Annotated in this window: 17 protein-coding genes; 10 read left to right on the forward strand and 7 right to left on the reverse strand. The window is 72.2% G+C overall.

Translation table 11 applies throughout. The annotated features are described in order from the left end of the window. Positions 1-148: 148 nt before the first annotated feature. From ACZ59A_RS34755 to ACZ59A_RS34775, 5 genes are all read left to right on the forward strand, one after another. Positions 149-2116, forward strand: a complete 1968-nt coding sequence (locus ACZ59A_RS34755) for a Xaa-Pro dipeptidyl-peptidase (RefSeq protein WP_470967153.1) — start codon at positions 149-151, stop codon at positions 2114-2116. A 79-nt stretch (positions 2117-2195) separates the two neighbouring features. Then, positions 2196-3524 (forward strand): M14 family metallopeptidase, encoded by a 1329-nt coding sequence (locus ACZ59A_RS34760; RefSeq protein WP_470967156.1) that lies wholly within the window; start codon positions 2196-2198, stop codon positions 3522-3524. Positions 3525-3608: 84 nt separating this feature from the next. Further along, the gene (locus tag ACZ59A_RS34765; RefSeq protein ID WP_470967158.1) at positions 3609-5399 is read left to right on the forward strand and encodes a BCCT family transporter; all 1791 of its coding nucleotides are present in this window, start codon (positions 3609-3611) and stop codon (positions 5397-5399) included. 216 nt (positions 5400-5615) lie between these two features. After that, positions 5616-6647 (forward strand): oxidoreductase, encoded by a 1032-nt coding sequence (locus tag ACZ59A_RS34770; protein ID WP_470967161.1) that lies wholly within the window; start codon positions 5616-5618, stop codon positions 6645-6647. Between the two features lie 485 nt (positions 6648-7132). Continuing rightward, positions 7133-8785, forward strand: coding sequence for an ABC-F family ATP-binding cassette domain-containing protein (locus ACZ59A_RS34775; protein WP_470967163.1), 1653 nt, complete (start codon positions 7133-7135; stop codon positions 8783-8785). An 86-nt stretch (positions 8786-8871) separates the two neighbouring features. Here ACZ59A_RS34775 and ACZ59A_RS34780 read toward each other — a convergent pair whose 3' ends face one another. From ACZ59A_RS34780 to ACZ59A_RS34795, 4 genes are all read right to left on the reverse strand, one after another. Next, positions 8872-11280 (reverse strand): Tex family protein, encoded by a 2409-nt coding sequence (locus ACZ59A_RS34780; protein ID WP_470967165.1) that lies wholly within the window; start codon positions 11278-11280, stop codon positions 8872-8874. A gap of 115 nt (positions 11281-11395) precedes the next feature. Further along, on the reverse strand, positions 11396-11539 hold the full coding sequence (locus ACZ59A_RS34785; protein ID WP_468046232.1) for an LPFR motif small protein: 144 nt from the start codon (positions 11537-11539) through the stop codon (positions 11396-11398). A gap of 189 nt (positions 11540-11728) precedes the next feature. Beyond that, a complete protein-coding gene (locus tag ACZ59A_RS34790) occupies positions 11729-12592 on the reverse strand; it encodes an SCO6745 family protein (RefSeq protein ID WP_470967168.1) in 864 nt (287 codons plus the stop codon). A gap of 88 nt (positions 12593-12680) precedes the next feature. Next, positions 12681-13439, reverse strand: a complete 759-nt coding sequence (locus ACZ59A_RS34795) for an enoyl-CoA hydratase/isomerase family protein (RefSeq protein ID WP_470967170.1) — start codon at positions 13437-13439, stop codon at positions 12681-12683. A 241-nt stretch (positions 13440-13680) separates the two neighbouring features. On the opposite strand from ACZ59A_RS34795, the gene ACZ59A_RS34800 reads away from it, so the two are divergent. Beyond that, positions 13681-14268, forward strand: a complete 588-nt coding sequence (locus ACZ59A_RS34800) for an ATP-binding protein (protein WP_470967173.1) — start codon at positions 13681-13683, stop codon at positions 14266-14268. Here the strand turns inward: ACZ59A_RS34800 and idi are convergent. The 3 genes from idi to galE all read right to left on the reverse strand — a co-directional run bounded on the left by idi (position 14201) and on the right by galE (position 16881). Further along, positions 14201-14815: an isopentenyl-diphosphate Delta-isomerase gene (gene idi / locus ACZ59A_RS34805; RefSeq protein ID WP_470967176.1), complete on the reverse strand. Its 615-nt coding sequence runs from the start codon at positions 14813-14815 to the stop codon at positions 14201-14203. The genes ACZ59A_RS34800 and idi overlap by 68 nt on opposite strands. 54 nt (positions 14816-14869) lie before the next feature. Continuing rightward, positions 14870-15781, reverse strand: coding sequence for a cation diffusion facilitator family transporter (locus ACZ59A_RS34810; RefSeq protein WP_468046239.1), 912 nt, complete (start codon positions 15779-15781; stop codon positions 14870-14872). 113 nt (positions 15782-15894) lie between these two features. Next, on the reverse strand, positions 15895-16881 hold the full coding sequence (gene galE, locus ACZ59A_RS34815; RefSeq protein WP_470967180.1) for a UDP-glucose 4-epimerase GalE: 987 nt from the start codon (positions 16879-16881) through the stop codon (positions 15895-15897). Between the two features lie 270 nt (positions 16882-17151). Between galE and ACZ59A_RS34820 the strand changes: the two genes are divergently transcribed. The 4 genes from ACZ59A_RS34820 to ACZ59A_RS34835 are packed head-to-tail and all read left to right on the forward strand — an operon-like array spanning position 17152 to position 21584. After that, complete coding sequence (locus tag ACZ59A_RS34820; RefSeq protein ID WP_470967667.1) at positions 17152-19032, forward strand: DUF5941 domain-containing protein; 1881 nt, start codon at positions 17152-17154, stop codon at positions 19030-19032. Then, positions 19029-19766 carry a phosphocholine cytidylyltransferase family protein gene (locus ACZ59A_RS34825; RefSeq protein ID WP_468046243.1) on the forward strand — a complete coding sequence of 246 codons (738 nt, stop codon included), beginning with the start codon at positions 19029-19031 and terminating at the stop codon, positions 19764-19766. Before ACZ59A_RS34820 ends, ACZ59A_RS34825 begins: the two co-directional genes overlap by 4 nt. Then, entirely contained in the window at positions 19754-20827 is a 1074-nt protein-coding gene (locus ACZ59A_RS34830; protein WP_468046245.1) for an iron-containing alcohol dehydrogenase family protein, read from the forward strand. The genes ACZ59A_RS34825 and ACZ59A_RS34830 overlap by 13 nt, the downstream gene beginning before the upstream one ends. Beyond that, on the forward strand, positions 20793-21584 hold the full coding sequence (locus ACZ59A_RS34835; RefSeq protein ID WP_468046247.1) for a CDP-alcohol phosphatidyltransferase family protein: 792 nt from the start codon (positions 20793-20795) through the stop codon (positions 21582-21584). Before ACZ59A_RS34830 ends, ACZ59A_RS34835 begins: the two co-directional genes overlap by 35 nt. The last annotated feature ends 10 nt before the right edge of the window (positions 21585-21594 follow it).

Consider the following 21594-nt stretch of genomic DNA (forward strand, 5'->3'; position numbering starts at 1 on the left):
AACGATCACTCGCGACTCTATGTACTCCCTGTGCGCACTTCCCGTCCATCCGTTATCTGACATGCAATCGACATCCAGCCGCCACAAGAGCCCCGCCCCGCCGTCCGCCCTCTTCTGCACAGGAGTTCACTCGCGCTACCGTCCGGCCGTGCTGCTACGTAGGCGGAAACCCCGCATCCACTGGGCCAGGCACCTCGTCCCGGCGGTCACCGCACTGGTGGCCGCCACCCTCTTACCCCTGTCTCCCCTCGGCACCTCACCGGCCCACGCGGCCGCGGTCCGGGAGAGCAGACCCGTGTACTCCTACCAGGACGCCATCCGCGAATCCGTCTGGGTGGACACCAAGCTCGACGGCGACGCGGACGGCCACACCGACCGGGTCGCCGTCGACATCGTGCGCCCGCGCGAACCCGCCCGGCAGGGCCGCAAGATTCCCGTGATCATGGACGCCAGTCCGTACTACTCCTGCTGCGGACGCGGCAACGAGAGCCAGACCAAGACCTACGACGCGGCCGGCAAGCCCGTCCTGTTCCCGCTGTTCTACGACAACTACTTCGTCCCGCGCGGCTATGCCACCGTCCTCGTCGACCTCGCCGGAACCAACCGCTCCGACGGCTGCGTGGACGTCGGCGGCCGCTCCGACATCCAGTCCGCCAAGGCCGTCGTCGACTGGCTCAACGGCCGCGCCACCGGATACAGCGCCGCGTCCGGAGGCACGCCCGTCACGGCGTCCTGGTCCAACGGCCGCACCGGCATGATCGGCAAGAGCTACGACGGCACCATCGCCAACGGCGTCGCCGCCACCGGCGTCAAGGGCCTGAAGACCATCGTGCCCATCGGCGCCATCTCCTCCTGGTACGACTACTACTTCGCCAAGGGCGCCGCCCTCTTCGGCTCCGGCCCCGACGGGCTGGCCCACACCGTCGAGAGCGACGCCGCGCACGGGCGCTGCGCCGCCGTACAGAAACGTCTCGTCGACGGCGCCCCGCGCACCGGCGACTGGACCGGTCTGTGGAGCGCCCGCGACTACGTTCCCGACGCGGACAAGGTGCGCGCCAGCGTCTTCGCCGTCCACGGCATGCAGGACCTCAATGTCCGCACCAAGCACCTCGGCCAGTGGTGGAACGCGCTCGCCGACGCGGGCGTGGAACGCAAGATCTGGCTGTCGCAGACCGGACACGTCGACCCGTTCGACTTCCGGCGCGGCGCCTGGGTCAGCACGCTGCACCGCTGGTTCGACCACTACCTCCTCGGCATCGACAACGGTATCGAGCGCGAACCGATGGCCGCCGTCGAACGCGCCCCCGACCAGTGGACCACCGACCGCGTCTGGCCCCCGTCCGGTACGCGGCAGACCACCCTGCGCCCCGCCCCCGGAGCGACTCCCGGAGTGGGCAAGCTCGGCACCCAGCGGGCCAGGCCCGGCGCCACCGCGGCCTTCACCGACGACCCCCGGCTGAGCGAGACCGACTGGGCCGCGGACATCGACCGGCCGACCGCGGCCAAGGCGGGCTTCAGCACACCGCCGCTGACCCGGGACCTGAGGCTGTCCGGCTCCGGCACCGTGACCGTCACCGCCACCCCCTCCACCACCAGCGCCCATCTCTCCGCGGTCCTGGTCGACCTCGGCCCCGACACCATCCGCGACTACGGCGGGGACGGCGAAGGCATCGTCACTCTCGACGACCGCACCTGCTGGGGGAGCGGCACGGCGGGCGACAGCGGCTGCTTCAAGGTGACCGCGGCCGACACGAAGCCGGTCGACTACACCGTCTTCAGCCGCGGCTGGGCCGACCTCGGCCACCACGCCGACGCCCGCAAGGGCCGCCCGCTGACCCCCGGCAAGCCGTACACCCTCACCCTCGACCTGGCCGCCACCGACCATGTGGTCCCGGCGGGCCACCGGCTGGGCCTGATCATCGCCGGTACGGACGCCGGACTCCTCGAACCGCCCACCACCACACCCCGGTTGACCCTCGACCTGAGCCGCACCTCGGCCCGCCTCCCGCTGACCGGTGCCCTCAAGGCCGACGGCGCCGCGCCCGAGGCGGCCCGCGATCCGCTGCGACGTGGCATCCGCACCCCGCACCTCGACGCGCCGCTTCCCCTTCGCTGACCCGTCCCGTATCCGGTGAGGCGCCCCACCCGGGCGCCTCACCGGCCACCCCACCCCCTCACCACAGGAGGCCCGCACCGTGTTCTCACCCGCGCCCCTCATCCGCACCGCCGTCACCTGCGGCGCCGTCGGCGCGCTGCTCACCGGATCGTTCCTCACCGCGCCCGCACGCGCCGCACCGGCAACGCCGCGTACCGGGTTCGAGGTCAGCCAGGGCGCCCGCTGGACGACGCAGGGCGAGGAGGCGGACTTCCTCGCGGCCGTCGACAAGGCCAGTGCGCGCGTCGCCGTGGACACCATCGGCACCACCGCCCAGGGACGCCCCCTCAACCTGGTGCGGATCGGTGCCCCCGCGGCGCCCGCCGACGCCGCCCGGGCTGCCCGCGGCAACTCCCTGCTGCTCATCTGCTCCCAGCACGGTGACGAGCCGTCGGGCCGCGAAGCCTGCCTGACCACCATCCGCGACCTCGCCTACGCCAGGGACGCGGGGACCCGCCGCTTCCTGGCGCGTACGAACGTCCTCGTCGTGCCCACCGCCAACCCCGACGGCCGGGCCGCCGACACCCGCGGCAACTCCGCGGGCACGGACATCAACCGCGACCACCTCGCGCTCACCACCGCCGAGTCCCGCGCCATGACCCGCGTCATCCGCGACTGGCGCCCGGACACCGTGTACGACCTGCACGAGTACGGGGCCACCGTCCCGTACTACACGAAGGACCTGCTGGCCCTGTGGCCGCGCAACCTCAACACCGCGGCCCCCGTACACCGCGAGGCGCGCACTCTGTCCGACGCCTACGTCCGCCCGCACGCCGAGGCCGCGGGCTTCTCCACCGGCGTCTACGGCATCTGGACCGACCCCGAAACCGGCGAACCGGTCAAACAGGTGGCGGGCGATGGCCAGGAGCGCATCCTGCGGAACACCGCCGGGGCCAAGAACAGCCTCGGACTGCTCGTCGAGACCCGTGTCGACCCGCTCACCGACGCCGAGAAGGCCGACCCCGCCGTCAACAACAAGCGCCGGGTGGGCTCCCAACTCGCCGCGCTGGGCGGCGCGTTCGACTTCGTGAAGGAGCGGCGCCCGCGGATCGAGGCCGCCACGACCGCGGCCCGGCTGTCCGGCTACGCGGACCGGGGCCCGGTGTACCTCGGCGGCGCGGACAACGACCCGGCCGGGGAGGGCGATGTCCTCCAAGACCCGCCGTGCGGCTACCGGTTGGACGCCGCGCAGTACGCCGACGTACGGGATGAGCTGGCCCTGCACGGCATACGGACCCGGGTGCTCCACGGCGCCGGAGGCGACGTTCTCGTACCGCTGCGGCAGTCGCTGCGGGCGCTCGTCCCGCTGCTGCTCGACGGCCGCGCGGCGTATCACCTCACCGCAGGTCAGCCCGTGAACACGTGCTGACACGACGGGTGTCGTGCTGACATACGTATCCGACTACTGGGTAGCCGCAACGTCGACCCAGTAAACCCATTGAAAGGTTCATGCGTGACGGAGTCACAGAAGGACACGGGGGACGTAAGAAACGACCCTCCGGTCACGGCAGACCTTCCCGGCAGTCCCGACCCGACACCGGCTCCCCAGACCGATCGCATCGTCTTCGGCGTATCCGCCGGACTCACCCTCGCGTTCGTGATCTGGGGATCCCTGTTCACCGGCGCGCTGGAGAGCGTCTCGGACAGCCTGCTGTCCGGGCTGATACACAACGGCGGCTGGGCGTTCATCCTCGCCGCCACCGGCTTTGTGATTTTCGCGCTGTGGCTGGCGATGAGCCGCTACGGCAAGATCACGCTCGGGAAGGAAGGCGAGGAGCCCGAGTTCAAGACCGTCTCATGGGTCGCGATGATGTTCAGCGCGGGCATGGGCATCGGCTTGATGTTCTACGGCGTGAGTGAGCCGCTGGCGCACTTCATCACCCCGCCGCCCGGGACCGACCCCGGAACCTCGGCCGAGAAGATGCAGATCGCCATGTCCACGACGCTGTTCCACTGGACGCTCCACCCGTGGGCGATCTACGCGGTCGTCGGCCTCGCCATCGCGTACAGCACCTTCCGCCGTGGCCGCCGCCAGACCATCAGCGCCGTCTTCACCCCGCTGATCGGCAGCAGGCACGCCAACGGCGCGGGCGGCCGCGTCATCGACATCCTCGCGATCTTCGCCACCCTCTTCGGCTCCGCCGCCTCCCTGGGGCTCGGCGCGCTGCAGATCGGCAGTGGCATCGAGGTGCTCGGCTGGAAGAGCAACGTCGGGACCGGGCTGCTGGTCGCCGTGATCGCCATCCTGACGGTCGCGTTCATCGCCTCCGCCGTGTCGGGTGTCGCCAAGGGCATCCAGTGGCTGTCCAACATCAACATGGTGCTGGCGCTGTTCCTGGCCGTGTTCGTCTTCGTGGCCGGTCCCACGATCATCATCCTCGACCTGCTGCCCACCTCCATCGGCAGCTACATCGGTGACCTGCCGCAGCTGGTCGGCCGCACCGAGGCCACCGGCGGCCAGACCGTCGCGACCTGGCTCAGCGACTGGACGGTCTTCTACTGGGCCTGGTGGATCTCCTGGACGCCGTTCGTCGGCATGTTCATCGCGCGGATCAGCCGCGGCCGCACCATCCGCCAGTTCGTCGGCGGTGTGATCCTGGTGCCGAGCACCGTCAGCCTGATCTGGTTCGCGATCTTCGGCGGCTCGTCCATGAAGCTCCAGGCCGCGGGCAAGCTGAGCAAGGAGACGACCCCCGAGGGCCAGCTGTTCGGCGTGCTCGAGCAGTACCCGATCGCGAGCGTCATGAGCGTCATCGTGATGATCCTCGTCGGCATCTTCTTCGTCTCCGGCGCGGACGCCGCCTCGATCGTGATGGGCACCCTCTCGCAGAAGGGCTCCTTCGAGCCGAGCCGCTTCGTCGTCATCTTCTGGGGCGTGGTCACGGGTGCCGTCGCGGCCGTCATGCTGCTCGTGGGCGGCGGCGGTGACGACGCGCTCACCGGGTTGCAGAACCTGACGATCCTGGTGGCCGCACCCTTCACCCTGGTGATGGTCGGCCTGTGTTGGGCCCTGCTGAAGGACCTGCGCCGCGACCCGCTGATCGTGCGGGGCGAGAAGGGCGAGGAAGCGGTCGAGATGGCCGTCATCGCCGGACACGAGAAGTACGACGGCGACTTCGAGATCCGGATCGGCCCGGCCGCTCCCGCCGAGAACATCGACGGTGCCGCCGGTACGGGCGAGGCCGAGCCCTCCTCGGACTCCTCGACCGCCGAGGACCGGGTCGGGGCGAACGAAAACCGCTGACCCCGGTCCACCGCCGCCCTACGGGCCCGTCGACACCGACACCACACGACGGTGCGACGACGCCCTCTCGCCGGACCCCTGCCGACGCGCCCCGCGCCCCGGCCCGGGGCTCCGGCGAGAGGCGGCTCTGCCCCCCTGTCACCCCTGCGCACTCCGGTTTCCTCCCGTTATAGGCGCGTCGCGGTGACGCTGCCCCGATGTGGGAATACTTGGGGCATGACCTCCGAGTACGCCACCTTCGGGCTGGTACCGGCCATGCGTGCCGGCGGCGTCCTGTCCGATGGCGCGTACCAAATGCACCGCGATTTCCTGGACTTCGAGGTGAACGGCAGACCCCTCCTGCCGCGCCTCGCCGACCTCGACGCCGTCTCCCCGCTCGCCTCCGACCTCGGCCCCACCGTCTTCGCCGAGCAGGTCCGCCGACTCCTGCTGGAGACCGGCCCGCCGCTCGACGGCGGACGGTACGTCCTCTACGGCTGCCCCGAATGCGAAGGGCTCGCGTGCGGCGCGGTCACCGCCGTCATCGAACGGGACGGGCCCGACATCGTCTGGCGGGACTTCCGCTGGCAGACCGACCGGACCCCCGCCCCCGAACTCGACGGCTACCACGGCATCGGCCCCTACCGCTTCCACGGCGACCAGTACCGCGCCGAACTGAACCGGCTGCTGCGTGACCCCGACGCCCACGACCTCTCCGCGCACCGCCGCGTCCTCCTCATCGGCCGCCGCGCCGCCCTCCTCGCCAAGCTCGCCGCCGCCCTGCGGCGCACCGGCATTGGCGCCGAGATCACCCTCGACGCGGTGGGCGCCCACGCGGCCGAACTCCGCCGCTACGGTGTGGTGTTCTTCGGCCGGACGAGCCGTCAGGACGAGCGCGACGCCGTCCGGGATGCCTTCGCCAAGGCCCGCTCCGACGCCGTCTTCATCACCGGCCTCGCCCCCATCGTCCCCCTGCTCGTCGCCCAGGTCACCCAGGCCCTGGACCCCACCCCCCAGGACCGCCGCCGCCTCGTCCGCCTCGCCGCGCGGAACGGCGAAGCGCTCGTCGAGGTCGCCTCCGAGTGCCGCGTCCGCCTGGCCGCCCACCGCCTGGACCGCCTCTCCCGCCCCCACACCCACGACCTCCACGACACCCCCCTGCCCCCCGGCCTCCACCGCCTCCCCCTGCCCCCCAAGGCAGCCCGCGGCGAGTCCTACCTCGTGGCCCGCACAACGGAAACGGTCCTGACGACCCCCCTGCCGACCTAGGCCCGCCCTGACCCCTGCCGCCCCGCCCCCGGACGGGACGTTCGACGGCGCCCCGGCACCGGTCCGCCGGGCGCCCCGCGTAAGGCGCATCGCCCCGCCCCCGTCCCGTCGCGCGGCCTCCGCCGGATGTGGCGGGGGTGATGGCAGCGGTAGCGCTGTTGGGGGTTGGCGTCGCCGGGGCCAGGCTGCCCAGCGGTGGCCCGTCGCCTGGGCGGTCCCTGCGGCGAGGCGTCCCGGCCGCCCCGCCCCCGTCTCGTCGGGTTGCGTCCGCCGGATGTGGTGTGGGCGGCGGCAGCGGTAGCGCCGTAGGGAGTTGGCGCGGCCAAGGCCGTGCTGCCCGGCGGTGGCCCGTCCTCTGGGCGGCCCCTGCGGCGAGGCGCCGCCCCGCGTCGTAGCCCACGCCGCCCCCGCGTACCGCCCGGCGTGCGCGGGGGCCACGCCGAGTCCGTGGCCGCGGGGGGGGGGCGGCTAGGATCGGGCGTCTGATGACTGCCACTCTCGTCGCCAAGGACCTGGCCGCCGGACACGGTGACCGCCCCCTCTTCTCCGGGCTCGACCTCGTCGTCGCCCCGGGCGAGGTCATCGGCCTCGTCGGGGTCAACGGAGCAGGGAAGTCGACCCTGCTGCGGCTGCTCGCCGGGCTCACCGACCCCGAGCAGGGGGCCATCCGGATCAGCCCGCCGCACGCCACGGTGGGCCACCTTCCGCAGGAGCCCGAGCGGCGGGCGGGGGAGACCGTGCGGGCGTTTCTGGCCCGCCGTACCGGCGTGGCCGCCGCCCAGGCCGACCTCGACGCCACCACCCAGGCGCTCGCCGACGGCGCGCCCGGCGCGGACGACGCGTACTCCGTAGCCCTGGAGCGCTGGCTCTCGCTCGGCGCCGCCGACCTCGACGAACGCGCCGACGAGGTCGCCGCCTCCCTCGGGCTCGACATCTCGCTCGACCACCCCATGACCGCCCTCTCCGGCGGCCAGGCGGCCCGCGCCGGCCTCGCCTCGCTGCTGCTCAGCCGGTACGACGTCTTCCTGCTCGACGAGCCGACGAACGACCTCGACCTCGACGGGCTCCAGCGCCTCGAAACGTTCGTCGGCGGCCTGCGCGCCGGTACGGTGCTCGTCAGCCACGACCGCGAATTCCTGGCCCGTACCGTCGACAAGGTCCTCGAACTCGACCTGGCCCAGCAGCAGGTGAACCTCTTCGGCGGCGGCTACACCGCCTACCTGGAAGAGCGGGAGACCGCCCGGCGCCACGCGCGCGAACGCTACGAGGAGTACGCGGACACCCGCGCCACGCTGGAGGCCCGGGCCCGCACCCAGCGCGCCTGGATGGAAAAGGGCGTCAAGAACGCCCGCCGCAAGGCCCCCGACGGCGACAAGATCGGGCGGAACGCCCGCGTCGAGGCCACCGAGAAGCAGGCCGCCAAGGCGCGCCAGACCGATCGGCTGATCGAGCGGATGGAGACGGTCGAGGAGCCGCGCAAGGAGTGGGAACTGCGGATGGAGATCGCCGCGGCACCGCGCTCGGGCGCGGTGGTGGCGACCCTGCGCGGGGCCGAGGTACAGCGCGGCGACTTCCACTTCGGCCCGGCCGACCTGCAGATCGACTGGGCCGACCGGATCGCGGTGACGGGCGCGAACGGCTCCGGAAAGTCCACCCTGCTGGCCGCCCTCCTGGGCCGCCTCCCGCTGGACGAGGGCCATGCGTCACTCGGGCCGGGGGTGGTGGTGGGCGAGGTCGACCAGGCCCGCGCGCTGTTCTTCGGCAGCGAGTCACTGCTGGACGCCTTCGGCGCGGCGACGCCGGAGCTGGTGCCCGCGGACGTACGGACCCTGCTGGCGAAATTCGGCCTCAAGGCCGCCCATGTGCTGCGCCCCGCGTCCACGCTCTCCCCGGGCGAGCGCACCCGCGCGGCGCTGGCCCTGCTCCAGGCCCGAGGCGTCAACCTGCTGGTTCTGGACGAGCCCACGAACCATCTGGATCTGACCGCGATCGAGCAACTGGAGTCCGCGCTGGCCTCCTACCAGGGCACGCTGCTCCTGGTCACCCACGACCGCCGCATGCTGGAAGCGGTCCACACCACCCGCCGCCTCCACGTATCCGAAGGCCACGTATCCGAAGGCCAGGTAACCGAAGCCTGATCCGCGATTGAGGACCGGGGCCCGGGGCAGCGCCCCGGTTCGGGAAGGGGCGGGGTGGGGAAAAACCCACCCCGCCCCCCACACGGCTACCGCCGCTTCGGGTCCACCAGCCCGGCCCGCCGCAGCGCATCCGCCATCGCGTCGTTGGCAGGAGCCGCAGCACGCCCGCCGCCTCCGCCGCCCCCACCACGCTGGCCGCCGCGCGGGCCACGCCCGCCGCCGCCCTGGCGCTGCTGGGGCGCGCCGCGCCGTCCGCCGCGGTCACCGCCCGCGCGGTCGCCCCGGTCACCGCGCTCACGGCCGCCGCCCCCACCGGCACCGGCCTCGTCGTCGAGCCGCAGCGTCAGCGAGATCCGCTTCCGCGGAATGTCCACGTCCAGGACCTTCACCCGCACGATGTCGCCCGGCTTCACCACATCCCGCGGGTCCTTGACGAACGTCTTGGACATCGCGGAGACGTGCACCAGCCCATCCTGGTGCACCCCGACATCCACGAACGCGCCGAACGCGGCCACGTTCGTGACGACGCCCTCCAGGATCATCCCGGACGCCAGGTCACCGATCTTCTCGACGCCGTCCTTGAAGGTCGCGGTCTTGAAGGCGGGACGCGGGTCGCGGCCCGGCTTCTCCAGCTCCTTCAGGATGTCGGTGACGGTCGGCAGACCGAAGGCGTCGTCCACGAAGTCGTCCGGCCGGAGCGAGCGCAGCGTGGACGTGTTGCCGATGAGCGCGGTCACGTCACCACCCGTCGAGGTGATCATGCGGCGCACCACGGGGTAGGACTCGGGGTGCACGCTGGAGGCGTCCAGCGGGTCGTCGCCGCCACGGATGCGGAGGAAGCCCGCGCACTGTTCGTACGCCTTGGGGCCGAGCCGGGCGACGTCCTTGAGGGCCTTGCGGCTGAGGAAGGGCCCGTTGGAGTCGCGGTGGGTGACGATGTTCTCCGCGAGCCCGGCGCCGATGCCCGAGACCCTGCTGAGGAGGGGCGCGGAGGCGGTGTTGACGTCCACCCCGACGCCGTTCACACAGTCCTCGACCACCGCGTCGAGCGAGCGCGACAGCTTCACCTCGGACAGATCGTGCTGATACTGACCGACCCCGATCGACTTCGGATCGATCTTGACCAGCTCGGCCAGCGGGTCCTGGAGCCGCCGCGCGATCGACACCGCACCGCGCAGCGAGACGTCGAGGTCCGGCAGCTCCTGGGAGGCGAAGGCGGAGGCGGAGTACACGGAGGCGCCCGCCTCGGAGACCATCACCTTGGTCAGCTTCAGCTCGGGATGCTTGCCGCACAGCTCGCCCGCGAGCTTGTCGGTCTCCCGGGAGGCCGTGCCGTTGCCGATGGCGATCAGCTCGACGTCGTGCTCGCGGGCCAGCTTGGCGAGCCGGTCGAGCGACTGGTCCCACTGGTTCCGCGGGACGTGCGGATAGATCGTGTCGGTCGCGGCCACCTTGCCGGTCGCGTCGACGACGGCCACCTTCACGCCGGTACGGAAGCCGGGGTCGAGACCCATCGTGGCGCGCGTGCCCGCCGGGGCGGCGAGCAGCAGATCGCGGAGGTTGGCGGCGAAGACGCGCACGGCCTCGTCCTCGGCGGCCTGCCGCAGCCGCAGCCGCAGATCGATGCCGAGGTGGACCAGGACGCGGGTGCGCCAGGCCCACCGCACGGTGTCGGCCAGCCACTTGTCGGCCGGGCGCCCGCGGTCGGCGATGCCGAAGCGGTGCGCGATGGACCGCTCGTACGAGGTGGGGCCGGGGTCCTCGGAGGGCTCCTCCGGCTCCAGGGAGAGGTCCAGGACCTCTTCCTTCTCACCGCGGAACATCGCCAGCACCCGGTGCGAGGGCAGCTCGGTGAAGGGCTCGGCGAAGTCGAAGTAGTCGGCGAACTTGGCGCCCGCCTCCTCCTTGCCCTCCCGCACCTTGGTGGCGGCCCGGCCGCGCGACCACATGCGCTCGCGCAGCTCACCGATGAGGTCCGCGTCCTCCCCGAACCGCTCGGTGAGGATGGCCCGCGCGCCCTCCAGCGCGGCGGCCGGATCCGCGACGCCCTTCTCGGCGTCCACGAACGCGGCGGCCGCCGCCGTCGGCTCCACGGTCGGATCGCCGAGCAGCCCGTCGGCGAGCGGTTCGAGACCGGCCTCGCGGGCGATCTGCGCCTTCGTGCGGCGCTTCGGCTTGTACGGGAGGTAGATGTCCTCCAGCCGGGCCTTGGAGTCGGCGGCGCGGATCTGCGCCTCCAGCGCCTCGTCCAGCTTCCCCTGCGACCGCACCGACTCGAGGATCGCGGCGCGCCGCTCCTCCAGCTCCCGCAGATAGCGCAGCCGCTCCTCCAAGGAGCGCAGCTGCGCATCGTCGAGCATCTCCGTCGCTTCCTTGCGGTAGCGCGCGATGAACGGCACGGTGGAGCCGCCGTCGAGCAGCTCGACGGCGGCCTTGACCTGCCGTTCCCGTACGCCGAGTTCCTCGGCGATCCTGCCTTCGATGGACGTCGTCACGATCACGCTCCGCTTTCGGTATGCACTGCATCTGCATTGTGGCAGGTGGCACTGACGAAGCGGTCACGGACGACGTGTTCGGCGGGCCTCGGAGGGCTCCCGGGACGTACGGGGCTCAAATATGCCTGCGGCGGCGCGCGCCGCCCGCCGTGTCGGCGGCCCCGCCGAACAGCCGGGCCACGGCACGGAACGGAAGGGTCACCACGGTGGCGATGGCGGATCCGATGGCGCGGAGCACATCGGCGATAGCACGCAACACTTCAGACCTCCCATCGGGTCGCAAGCGGGTCGGCAGCCGCCGCCGGGCGCCGCACGTACGCGGAGCACGGGCACTCGCCGGCGTGCGCGGCGCGCGGTTGGGCGCCCGGTGAAAGGGCGGCCGATCACTTATCAGGCGGGTATCCCGCCTCGCCCCGCGCAAACCCGCCCCCGGCCCCGGGGCGGCGCGTCAGCCCTTGCCGAGGAGGTCCGCCGGGAAGGCGCCCGCCGCCATGGCCTGCTGCGTGAACGCCCCGGCCAGCTCCGTCAGCCGGGCCACCCCCGCCGCGCCCAGGTGCTCGTACGGGGCGGCGTCCAGGCGGTCCGTCTCGTCCTCCAGGGACTCGCGCAGGTCGATACCGGCCTGTGTCAGCTCGCCCGCCTCGTCCAGCAGCCCGCGGGTCCGCAGCCGGTCCTGTCCGGCGGCCAGCTCCTCGGCGCTCCAGCCACGGGTCGCCAGGAGCCACTTCGGGGACATGCCCTTGCCGGTCGCCGCGTGGCTGACCATGGCCTCCACCCCGTCGAGACCGGCGGCGACGAGGGTCAGCAGATGGGTGTCGCCGCGGTGCTCGCGCAGCAGGGTGGCGGCGTGCCACAGGGCCAGATGCGGGGCCTCGGGCACGGGGAGGTCGGCGTGGGCGGCGTACAGGGGGCGCGCGGAGCGGGAACACGCCTCGGTGGCGCGCAGCGCCAGTTCGGCCGCCTCGGCCATCTCCTTGGAGGCCAGCGCGTCGTCCCCCAGCAGCCGCCGCAGCACGGAGTCGGCCGCCCGCAGCCGGGCCGCCAGGGCGGCCTCGGGGGAGACCACGTCCCAGGCGCGCGGGATGTGCCGGGCCACCAGGTCGTGCTTGAAGTTGTAGAACGTCGCGGTGACGGTCCCCGCGCCCACCCGGCCGAACGCCGCCGCACGCCCCACGAAGTAGACGGCGCCGCGCTCCTCCAGGCCCAGCTGCGCCAGCTCGCTGGCGTAGTCCGGGGCGAAGTAGACGGAGGAGTGGAGCGGGTTGACGACGGAGTGGCAGCGCCGTGCGGCGCGCTCGGGAAGAGTGGTCATGGGCCGCACGCTACCGGCTGGTAGGAAAAGCTGACAGCCGGGTCCGGGAACTCGGCCCCGGTGCGGTCAGGCGTCCGGCCCGGTGCGGTCAGGGGCCCGGCGGCGTCCATCCGAAGCGCGGCTCCCGGCGCTCCAGGAAGGCGGCGATGCCCTCCCCGGCCTCCCCGCTGACCCGCGCCTGCTCCTGCCAGTACGCGATCCGCTCCGCACCGGCGGGCCCGGCCGCGAACTCCTTGGCCGCCGCCTGGGTGAGCTGCGACCGGGACACCAGCACCCGCGCGAACTCCGCGACCCGCTTGTCCAGCCCGCCGGGCGGCAGCACCTCGTCGACCAGCCCGGTGCGCAGCGCCCGCGCGGTGTCGATCAGCTCGCCGGAGAACAGCAGATACTTGGCGGCGGCCGGTCCGATCAGCTCCACCAGCCGCCGGGTGGAGTCGGCGGAGTAGACGATTCCGAGCTTGGCCGGGGTGATCCCGAAGCGCGCGCCCTCCTCCGCGAACCGCAGATCGCAGGCGGCCGCCAACTGGCAGCCGCCGCCCACGCAGTAGCCGCGCACCGCGGCGAGCGAGGGCTTGGGGAAGGCCGCGAGGGCCTCCTCGGCGGGCAGCGCGAGGCCCGTCGTCCGCTCGTATGTCGCGCTCAGCGAGCCGATGTCGGCGCCCGCGCAGAAGGTGTCCCCGTGCCCGGTGAGCACCAGGGCCCGTACGGCGGGGTCGGCGGCGAGCCGGTCGAGCAGCGGGGGCAGCGCGCGCCACATGGCGGGGGTCAGCGCGTTGCGCTTGGCGGGATTGCGGATGACGACGGTCGCTATGCCGTCCGTGACGTCGTGCCGCAGGCAGGGCTCCATGCGGCGGATCGTATCCGGGCGGTCCGGTCCCTCCGGCGGGGCACCGGGCCGGGGTCAAGCCATAGTCACCAGGGGACGTCATGCAGACGGGCAGGAACAGTCGAGCGAGTGACTCTGGCATACGCCAACGAACAAAAGGGGTCGATCGGCGTCGAGTTGTGCTCACTCTGCCGGTCCGTACCAGACCATTCCCAACACTCGACGTGAGAGGTCGAGCCGTGGCGATGGGTGGGTGTCGGGCATGGAGATCGTCGGGAGAGTCCCCTCCGAAACGGGGCACGCCCCGCCGCGCGGACCGGCGGTCGGGGAGGGGGCGTGGCGGTTCACCGCTCCGGCCCTGGATTCCTCCGTACCGCAGGCCCGGCACGCGGTGCGCGACCTGCTGGCCCATCAGGGGGTGTCCGGGCACGGCGATCTGGTGCCGAATCTGCTGCTGATCGTCTCCGAGCTGGTCACCAACGCGGTGCGGCACGCGGCGCTGCTCTCCCCGCAGATCGCCGTCGAGCTGTCGATCGGCCGGGGCTGGGTGCGGGTCTCCGTCGAGGACAACCATCCGTACCGGCCCAGGCCCCTGGAGCTGGAGGCTGACCAGGGGCGGACCGGCGGCCGCGGACTGCAGCTGGTGCAGGCGATCGCGGAGGAGTCCGGCGGCAGGTACGACGTCGATCACACGGCGAGCGGCGGCAAGGCGGTCTGGGCCGCTCTGCCGCTGCTCCCCGCCGTCACCGGACCCGTACCCGGCCCCGTGCCCGGCGGGCCGCTCACCAGCCTGCGGCCTCCCCCGTCAGCTCCCGGATCGCCGGCCGGGCAGCGTCCAGCACGGTCATGAACCAGGCCGAGAACGGGCCCTCGGCGTGCAGCTTCGCCAGCTCGTCGGGCGTGACGAAGGCGGTCTCGCCGATCTCCTGCGGATCCGGCCGCGGCGTCTCCTTCAGCAGCCCGACGAACAGGTGGTTGTACTCCTGCTCGACCAGCCCCGAGGCCGGGTCCGGGTGGTTGTAGCGGACGGTGCCCGCCTCACCGAGCAGCGCGGGCGCGATGCCCAGCTCCTCGCCGGTGCGGCGCGCCGCGGCCACGAACGGCGGCTCACCGGGGTACGGATGGCCGCAGCAGGTGTTCGACCAGACGCCGGGGGAGTGGTACTTGACCAGGGCGCGGCGCTGGAGCAGCAGCCGCCCCCGCCCGTCGAAGAGGAAGACGGAGAACGCCCGGTGCAGTTGACCGGGCGCCTGGTGGGCCGAGAGCTTCTCCGCGGTGCCGATCGTGATGCCGTCCTCATCGACCAGTTCGAGCATGATCGATTCCTTCGAGCCGTCCGGCGCGGGGGACGCGGCGGCGGTCTCGGCGGAGGGGCCGCTTGCGGGTGTGATCGGCATGACCGTCCTCATAGTTCTGACATTGGCCCTCAAGTCTGCCGCACCACGCACGTGTCACTGGCACAGCCGAGCTTCGTGATCAGCATGTCCACCCGGTTCCAGCTGAAACGTGCAGTGTGCGACGTCGAAATGCTCCCCCAGACACCCCTGGAGATCGTGCAGCAGCCGCTCATGACTCACCGCGTCGAGCACCGGACGGCCGACCACCACATGCGCGGACAGCACCGGCATCCCGGAGGTGATCGTCCATACGTGAAGATCGTGCAGCCCCTGCACGCCGGGCAGGGCGAGGATGTGGGCGCGTACCGCGGCCATGTCGACATCCCGCGGTGCCGCCTCCAGGAGGACGTTCACCGTCTCCCGGAGCAGGGTGTACGTACGCGGCACGATCAGGAGCGCGATCCCGAGCGAGGCGATCGGATCGGCCGCCTGCCACCCCGTGGCCAGGATGATCCCGGCCGACACCAGCACCGCGACCGACCCCAGGGCGTCCGCCAGCACCTCCAGGAACGCGCCCCGCACGTTCAGGCTCTCCCGCTGTCCGCCCCGCAGCAGGGCGAGCGACACCAGGTTCGCGGCCAGGCCGACCGCGCCGAAGACGATCACCAGGCGGCCCTGGGTGGCGGCCGGGTGGAGGAAGCGCAGCACCGCCTCGCACAGGATGTAGCCGCCGACCCCGAACAGCAGCAGACAGTTCGCCAGCGCCGCCAGGATCTCGGCCCGCGCGTATCCATACGTACGCCGCGGGCTGGGCGGGCGCCCCGCGAAGTGGATCGCCAGCAGCGACATGGCCAGCCCGAGCGCGTCCGTCGCCATGTGCCCGGCGTCCGCCAGCAGCGCGAGCGAATCGGCGAGCAGCCCGCCGACGATCTCCACGACCATCACGGTGACGGTGATGACCAGCGCGATCCGCAACCGCCACCGATGCCCGGCGCCCGCGGTGCGGTGGTCATGACCTGCGCCCATGTCGGTACGGCCCTCCTGCCCGGGGCGGCCCCTGTCCCCAGTGAACTACGCGGGGGCCACACCCCGGGCAGGCCGTACCGCCGTCCGGTCCAGCCGCGGCGGGGGCGGCCCGGTCAGGCCCGGCGCGCCTCCGGATGGTGGTGGCACCAGCCCTCCCAGGCCGACTCCACCATCGCGCGCACGTCGTGCCGGGCGCTCCAGCCCAGCTCCTTGGCGATCAGTTCGGTCGATCCGACGACCCGCGCCGGGTCGCCCGGGCGGCGGGGCTCGACGACGGGGGCGGGCTCGGCGCGGCCGGTGACCTCGGCGATCAGGTCGGCCATCTCGCGCACCGAGACGCCCTGACCGGTGCCGATGTTCACCGTCAGATCGCCCGCGCCCGGCCGCGCGGCCAGCCTGCGGGCCACGGCGAGGTGGGCGGAGGCCAGGTCCTCGACGTGGATGTAGTCGCGGATACAGGTGCCGTCCGGGGTCGGATAGTCGTCACCGAAGATCCTCGGGGCCTCCCCGTTTGTGAGGCGTTCGAACATCATGGGGATGATGTTGAACACCCCGGTGTCGGCCAGCTCGGGTCGCGTGGCACCCGCCACATTGAAGTAGCGCAGACAGGCCGTCGACACCGAATGCGCCGCTCCCACGGCCCTGACCAGCCATTCTCCGGCGAGCTTGGTCTCTCCGTACGGGTTCATCGGCACGCACGGGGTGTCCTCGGTGACCAGTTCCACATCCGGCATGCCGTAGACGGCGGCGGAGGAGGAGAAGAGGAAGCTCTCGATCCCGGCGGCGGCCACGGCCTCCAGCAGCACGGTGAGCCCGTGCACATTCTCCCGGTAGTACCGCAGCGGCTGCTCGACCGACTCTCCGACCTGCTTCTTCGCCGCCAGATGCACCACACCGGTGATCTCCAGCTCGGCGAACGTACGGTCCAGCAGCTCACGGTCCAGCGTGGAGCCGCGCACGAGCGGAACGTCCTCGGGCAGCCGCCCGGGGATGCCGCTGGAGACGTCGTCGAGTACGGCCACCCGCTCGCCCGCCTGCGCCATCGCCCGCACGACATGCGACCCGATATATCCGGCACCACCTGTGATCAGCCACGTCATGACGGCACCCTATCCACTGGTCAGCGCGGCGCCCGTTTGTCGAGGGGACACGCCATCCACCATGATGATCGACGGCGCGCGGAAGCGGTCGTTCCCCCGATCGTGTGGTGAATGCGCGGTGAACGGCTGCTTCCATCGATCCGATAGCCTCTGCCGACATGCCGCCCGCCCCACCCGGGACCGGGATGCGCGATGCCCCGATTTCCGAGGGCTCCAGGTCTGTGCCAGAGCGGCGCGGCCACCATGTCAGCTGCCAAGGAGTGAGTTCGTCTGTCGACCGCGATTCTCACCGGTGCTCCGGTCGCCGGCTCGTCTCTCCCGGACGACCTGCGGTCGCTGGGCTTCGACGTGCGCACGGCGATCGACGCGGCCGGGGTGGCGACGGAGCTGGCCGCCGTCCCGCCGCGTGAGCGGGTGGCCCTCGTCGATCCCCGTTTCGTCGGCCACGGCCACGCCCTCCGCCTGGCGCTGACCGACCCCCGCTTCCCCGCGGCCGCCGTGTCCGGCGCGCTGACGGCGCAGCCCGAGGCGCGGGCCGCGCTGGCCCGCGCGGTGACGGCCGCCGAGGCGGCCCCCGCCGCCGGGCCGAGCGCGGGCGCCGGAGCGGTGGCGACCGTCGGCGAGGCCGAGGGCGCGGTGAAGGCCCGTACGCCCTCTCTCGTAGACGACATCGCGACCGCCCTCGACGCCGAAGGCGTCCCCCCGCACCGGCCCGAGCTGGGCGTGCTCGTTGCCACCGTGCCCGCGGACGAGGAGCGGCGCACGGCGGCGCTGGCGGAGACCGCCGCCGTGGACGAGGAGAAGGTGCGGCTGCGCACCGCCGTGAAGGCGCGGGACGGCTTCTTCACGACCTTCTGCATCAGCCCCTACTCGCGCTACCTCGCCCGCTGGTGCGCCCGCCGCGGGCTGACGCCCAATCAGGTCACCACCGCCTCCCTCCTCACCGCCCTCATCGCGGCGGGCTTCGCCGCGACCGGCACCCGGCCCGGGTTCGTCGCGGCCGGGGTGCTGCTGCTCGCCTCGTTCGTCCTCGACTGCACCGACGGCCAGCTGGCCCGCTACTCGCTGCAGTACTCCACGCTCGGCGCCTGGCTGGACGCGACGTTCGACCGGGCCAAGGAGTACGCGTACTACGCGGGCCTCGCCCTCGGCGCCGCGAACTCTGACGGCGACGATGTATGGGCGCTCGCGCTGGGCGCGATGGTGCTGCAGACCTGCCGCCACGTCGTGGACTTCTCCTTCAACGAGGCCAATCACGACGCCACGAACAACACCAGCCCCACCGCCGCCCTCTCCGACCGCCTCAACAGCGTCGGCTGGACGGTCTGGGTGCGGCGCATGATCGTGCTGCCGATCGGCGAGCGCTGGGCGATGATCGCCGTGCTGACCGCGCTCACCACGCCCCGCATCACCTTCTACGTCCTGCTCATAGGCTGCGCGCTGGCCGCCTGCTACACCACCGCCGGGCGCGTGCTGCGCTCGCTCACCCGCAAGGCGCGGCGCACCGACCGGGCCGCGCAGGCCCTCGCCGACCTCGCGGACTCGGGCCCGCTCGCCGAGCTGGTCGCCAAGGCGGCCGCCCATAAGCCTCTCGCGTACCTCGCCCCGGTCGCGGCCGCCCTCGGCGCCGCGCTGCTCGTCGCCGGTGCCGCCGCGCTGCCCGCCGGGTCCTGGCTCGCCGTCGCGGGCGCCGCGCTCTACGCCGTCCTCGCGGGCTGCGCCGTCGCCGCGCCGCTGAAGGGCCCGCTCGACTGGCTGGTGCCGCCCCTGTTCCGGGCCGCCGAGTACGGGACGCTCCTCATCCTCGCCGCCCGCTCGCAGGTGAACGGAGCCTTGCCTGCTGCTTTCGGGCTGGTGGCGGCCGTCGCCTACCATCACTACGACACGGTGTACCGCATCCGCGGCGGCACCGGGGCGCCCCCGCACGGGCTGGTGCGGGCGATCGGCGGGCACGAGGGGCGGATCCTGGTGGTCACGGCCATCGCCGCGCTGCTGCACGGCCGGAGCCAGGGCGGCCCGAACCAAGGTTTCACCATCGCGCTGACCGCGCTCGCCGTGGTCATCGCGCTGACGGTGCTCATCGAGAGCATCCGCTTCTGGGTGTCCTCCGGAGCACCCGCTGTCCACGACGAAACAGGAGAACCCGCATGATCGGCCTCGTGCTGGCGGCCGGCGCCGGACGGCGTCTGCGCCCCTACACCGACACCCTCCCCAAGGCCCTGGTGCCGGTCGACGGTGAGACCACCGTCCTCGACCTCACCCTCGGCAACTTCGCGGAGGTCGGCCTGACCGAGGTCGCGATCGTGGTCGGCTACCGCAAGGAGGCGGTGTACGAGCGCAAGGAGGCCCTGGAGCAGAAGTACGGCCTCAAGCTCACGCTGATCGACAACGACAAGGCCGAGGAGTGGAACAACGCCTACTCCCTGTGGTGCGCCCGTGACGCGATCAAGCACACCGTGATCCTCGCCAACGGCGACACCGTGCACCCGGTCTCCGTCGAGAAGACCCTGCTCGCCGCGCGCGGCAACGGTCAGAAGATCATCCTCGCCCTCGACACGGTGAAGCAGCTCGCCGACGAGGAGATGAAGGTCGTCGCGGACCCGGCCAAGGGCGTCCAGAAGATCACCAAGCTCATGGACCCGGCCGAGGCCACCGGTGAGTACATCGGCGTCACCCTCATCGAGGGCGAAGCCGCCGCCGACCTCGCCGACGCGCTGAAGACCACCTTCGAGCGCGACCCCGACCTCTACTACGAGGACGGCTACCAGGAGCTGGTCAACCGCGGCTTCAAGATCGACGTGGCCCCGATCGGCGACCTCAAGTGGGTCGAGATCGACAACCATGACGACCTGGCGAAGGGCCGTGAGATCGCGTGCCAGTACTGACGAGGCTCATCCCCTCGCCGCTCGTCGTCGACATCCGCGCGGGCGCCCTGGACGACCTGGCGGACGTCCTCGCCGACCAGCGGATCTCGTCCTCCGGCAAGCTCGCCGTCGCGATCAGCGGCGGCTCCGGGGCCGTGCTGCGCGAGCGGCTGGCCCCGGCGCTGCCGGGCGCGAGCTGGTACGAGGTGGGCGGCGGCACCATCGATGACGCGATCAAGCTCGCCGACCGGATGAAGTCCGGGCACTACGACGCGGTCGTGGGGCTCGGCGGCGGCAAGATCATCGACTGTGCGAAGTTCGCCGCGGCGCGTATCGGCCTTCCGCTGGTGGCCGTCGCCACGAACCTCTCGCACGACGGTCTGTGCTCACCGGTCGCGACCCTCGACAACGACGCGGGCCGCGGCTCGTACGGGGTGCCGAACCCGATCGCCGTGGTCATCGACCTCGATGTGATCCGCGAGGCCCCGGTCCGGTTCGTCCGCTCCGGCATCGGCGACGCGCTCTCCAACATCTCCGCGGTCGCGGACTGGGAGCTGTCCCACCGCGAGACGGGCGAGCAGATCGACGGGCTCGCCGCCGCCATGGCACGCCAGGCGGGCGAGGCCGTGCTGCGCCACCCCGGCGGCGTCGGCGACGACGCCTTCCTCCAGGTGCTGGCCGAGGGCCTGGTCCTCACCGGCATCTCGATGTCGGTCGCGGGCGACTCCCGCCCGGCGTCCGGCGCCTGCCACGAGATCAACCACGCGTTCGACCTCATGTTCCCCAAGCGCGCGGCGAGCCACGGCGAGCAGTGCGGCCTTGGCGGGGCGTTCGCGATGTACCTGCGCGGGGAGCACGAGCAGTCGGCGTTCATGGCCGAAGTGCTGCACCGGCACGGTCTTCCGGTGCTGCCCGAGGAGATCGGCTTCACCGTGGACGAGTTCGTCCAGGTAGTGGAGTACGCCCCGAAGACCCGCCCCGGGCGCTACACGATCCTCGAGCACCTCGACCTCTCCTCCGACGCGATCAGGGACGCATACGCCGACTATGCCAAAGCAGTCAGTCAAGCCATCAGTGGCTGAACTCCGTCCGGTCGTTCACCCCGCGGGGGTGAAGGACCGGCGGAGTGGTGAACACTGGGCCGGGCGCCTGTACATGCGAGAGATCTCGCTGCGCTGCGACCGGTACCTGGTGAACACGCGGGTCACGCCCAACCAGCTGACGTATCTGATGACCGTCTTCGGCGTCCTCGCCGCCCCGGCCCTGCTGGTGCCGGGGATCGCGGGCGCCGTGCTCGGCGTGCTGATGGTCCAGCTCTACCTGCTGCTGGACTGCGTCGACGGCGAGATAGCCCGCTGGAAGAAGCAGTTCTCGCTGGGCGGCGTGTATCTGGACCGCGTCGGCGCGTACCTGTGCGACGCCGCGGTGCTCGTCGGCTTCGGCCTGCGCGCCGCCGACCTGTGGGGCTCCGGGCGGATCGACTGGCTGTGGGCGTTCCTCGGCACCCTTGCCGCGCTGGGCGCCATCCTGATCAAGGCCGAGACCGACCTCGTCGGGGTCGCCCGGCACCAGGGCGGTCTTCCCCCGGTCAAGGAGGCGGCCTCCGAGCCGCGCTCGTCCGGTATGGCGCTGGCCCGCAAGGCGGCCGCGGCGCTGCAGTTCCACCGGCTGATCCTCGGGATCGAGGCGTCGCTGCTGATCCTCGCGCTGGCGGTCGTGGACCAGGTGCGCGGCGACCTCTTCTTCACCCGGCTGGGCGTCGCCGTGCTCGCGGGTATCGCCTTGTTGCAAACCCTGCTTCACCTGGTGTCCATCCTCGCGTCGAGCAGGCTCAAGTGACGGGCGGCAC

Source organism: Streptomyces sp. NPDC040405 (assembly GCF_055595765.1).

Bases quoted from the DNA above. Each gene is read 5' to 3' on its own strand.
- ACZ59A_RS34770 (WP_470967161.1), top strand. From the start codon at position 5,616: ATGACCTCCGAGTACGCCACCTTCGGGCTGGTACCGGCCATGCGTGCC.
- ACZ59A_RS34775 (WP_470967163.1), top strand. From the start codon at position 7,133: ATGACTGCCACTCTCGTCGCCAAGGACCTGGCCGCCGGACACGGTGAC.
- ACZ59A_RS34790 (WP_470967168.1), bottom strand. From the start codon at position 12,592: ATGACCACTCTTCCCGAGCGCGCCGCACGGCGCTGCCACTCCGTCGTC.
- ACZ59A_RS34795 (WP_470967170.1), bottom strand. From the start codon at position 13,439: ATGGAGCCCTGCCTGCGGCACGACGTCACGGACGGCATAGCGACCGTC.
- ACZ59A_RS34800 (WP_470967173.1), top strand. From the start codon at position 13,681: ATGGAGATCGTCGGGAGAGTCCCCTCCGAAACGGGGCACGCCCCGCCG.
- idi (WP_470967176.1), bottom strand. From the start codon at position 14,815: ATGCCGATCACACCCGCAAGCGGCCCCTCCGCCGAGACCGCCGCCGCG.
- ACZ59A_RS34810 (WP_468046239.1), bottom strand. From the start codon at position 15,781: ATGGGCGCAGGTCATGACCACCGCACCGCGGGCGCCGGGCATCGGTGG.
- galE (WP_470967180.1), bottom strand. From the start codon at position 16,881: ATGACGTGGCTGATCACAGGTGGTGCCGGATATATCGGGTCGCATGTC.
- ACZ59A_RS34825 (WP_468046243.1), top strand. From the start codon at position 19,029: ATGATCGGCCTCGTGCTGGCGGCCGGCGCCGGACGGCGTCTGCGCCCC.
- ACZ59A_RS34835 (WP_468046247.1), top strand. From the start codon at position 20,793: ATGCCAAAGCAGTCAGTCAAGCCATCAGTGGCTGAACTCCGTCCGGTC.